At 74.7% G+C, this 1862-nt stretch carries 1 protein-coding gene and 1 pseudogene; one reads left to right on the top strand and one right to left on the bottom strand.

The features are described 5' to 3' along the window. Nucleotides 1-53 precede the first annotated feature (53 nt). Nucleotides 54-1121 (bottom strand): Rv2578c family radical SAM protein, encoded by a 1068-nt coding sequence (locus tag HGA02_RS18110; protein WP_168680674.1) that lies wholly within the window; start codon nt 1119-1121, stop codon nt 54-56. Between the two features lie 439 nt (nt 1122-1560). Here HGA02_RS18110 and HGA02_RS20565 point away from each other — a divergent pair. After that, a pseudogene (locus HGA02_RS20565) lies at nt 1561-1862 on the top strand (hypothetical protein); the annotation flags it as partial.

Consider the following 1862-nt stretch of genomic DNA (forward strand, 5'->3'; position numbering starts at 1 on the left):
GGGTGTGCGTCGTCGTGCTCGGAAGAGCGTCGGACGGGCGTGCGCCGCCGCGCTCAGAAGAGCGTCGGCTGGGCGACCCCGGGGACGGCGACCTCGGGTGTGACGCGAGGCAGGGAGCCGACGGGGTAAGCGCCGTCGCGCATCGCGGCGCGGCCCGCACGGTGACCCGACGGGTCGCCGAAGCCGTGCCGCACGAGCAGCGGTGCCACGCGGTCGCGCAGCCACCGGCCGTACCCGTCGGGCGTGTAGGCGCCCGCGCCGTACAGCTCGTCGTACCGCCGGACGAGGTCCGGCCGGTACCGGGCCAGCCAGGTCATGAAGAGCGGCTTGACCGAGCCGCGCAGGTGCAGCGGCAGGATCGTGACACCGGACGCGCCGGCGTCGGCGAGCGCCGCCAGCAGCGCGTCGAGGTGCTCGGTCGAGTCGGTGAGCCACGGCAGGACCGGCGCGACCATGACGCCGCACGGCAGGCCCGCCTCGCGGACCGCGCGGATCAGCTCGAGGCGCGCCCGCGGGGTCGGGGTCCCCGGTTCGAGCTCGGCCTGGAGCTGTTCGTCGAGCACCGCGAGCGAGACGCCGATCCCCACCTGCACGTGACGCGCCGCGTCGGCGAGCAGCGGCAGGTCGCGCCGCAGCAGCGTGCCCTTGGTGAGCACCGAGAGCGGCGTGCCGTGGTGGACGAGCGCGTCGACGATGCCGGGCATGAACCGGTAGCGGCCCTCGACCCGCTGGTACGGGTCGGTGTTCGTGCCCATCGCGACGTGCTCGCGCCGCCAGGACGGTCGCGCGAGCTCGGCGCGCAGCACGTCGACGACGTTCGTCTTGACCACGATCTGCGTCTCGAAGTCGCGGCCCGCGCCGAGGTCGAGGTACTCGTGGGTCGGGCGTGCGAAGCAGTACGTGCACGCGTGCAGGCACCCGCGCACGGGGTTGACGGTCCACCGGAACGGCATCTGCGACGCGGCGGGCACCTTGTTGAGCGCGCTCCGGCACAGGACCTCGTGGAACGTCACACCCGCGAACTCGGGGGTCCGGACGGTGCGGACGAGGTTGGCCAGCGCGAGGCCGGGCAGCGCGGACACGTCCTCCGCCGGTGCCACTCGCTGCCCGTCCCATCGCACGAGGTCAGTCGAACACGTGTTCGAGACGACGTCAACCGACGGGCCGCCGACCGCGAGCGCAGCCGCGGCCCCACGGGTGTCCGTGCGGGGTACGCCGAGGCCTCTTCCACTGTCGTGGCTGTACCGGAAAAGCAGGGTTCGGCTCTTGACCGAGCACGCGCGCCGTCGGGAGACTTCCCGCGAGACGCCGTGGAAGCGCTCTCAGACCATACCGCTCCCGACCACCGCCTGGACGAGTCGCGCCCACCGGGACGCGGGTCGGCGGCGGTGACACGAGTCAGTCCGCACACCTCCACACCCACGACTCCCACCCCTGACGCCCGGCACCGCGACCGGCCGCGCGACCCACCGGTCGACGCAGCGGCGCCCCGGTGCGTCCAGACGCGCCCGCCGTCGTGGCAGACGCCACGCCCCCGTCTCGAGAAACGGTCGCACGCCCATGCACCAGCACCGGTCCCGCGCCGCCCTCCCCACCGGACGGCCGCCCGCGAGCCGTCACGACGCCCGACGCCTCGGCACCGCCCTCGCGTCGACCGGGACGTTCGCGCTCCTCGTCGTCGCTCCCGCCGCGACTCCCGCAACGGCAGCCACGACGGACACCGGACCTCTCACCGGCACCTACGAGCGGCTGCACGCCGACCCGCCGCTCCCCTCACCCGCCGACCCGCCGCTCCCCTCACCCGCCGACCCGCCGCTCCCCTCACCCACCGAGCCGACCCTCCCCGCGCCAGCGGACGCCGG

Origin of the sequence: Cellulomonas septica (assembly GCF_012396155.1) — a bacterium.
Taxonomy (GTDB): domain Bacteria; phylum Actinomycetota; class Actinomycetes; order Actinomycetales; family Cellulomonadaceae; genus Cellulomonas; species Cellulomonas septica.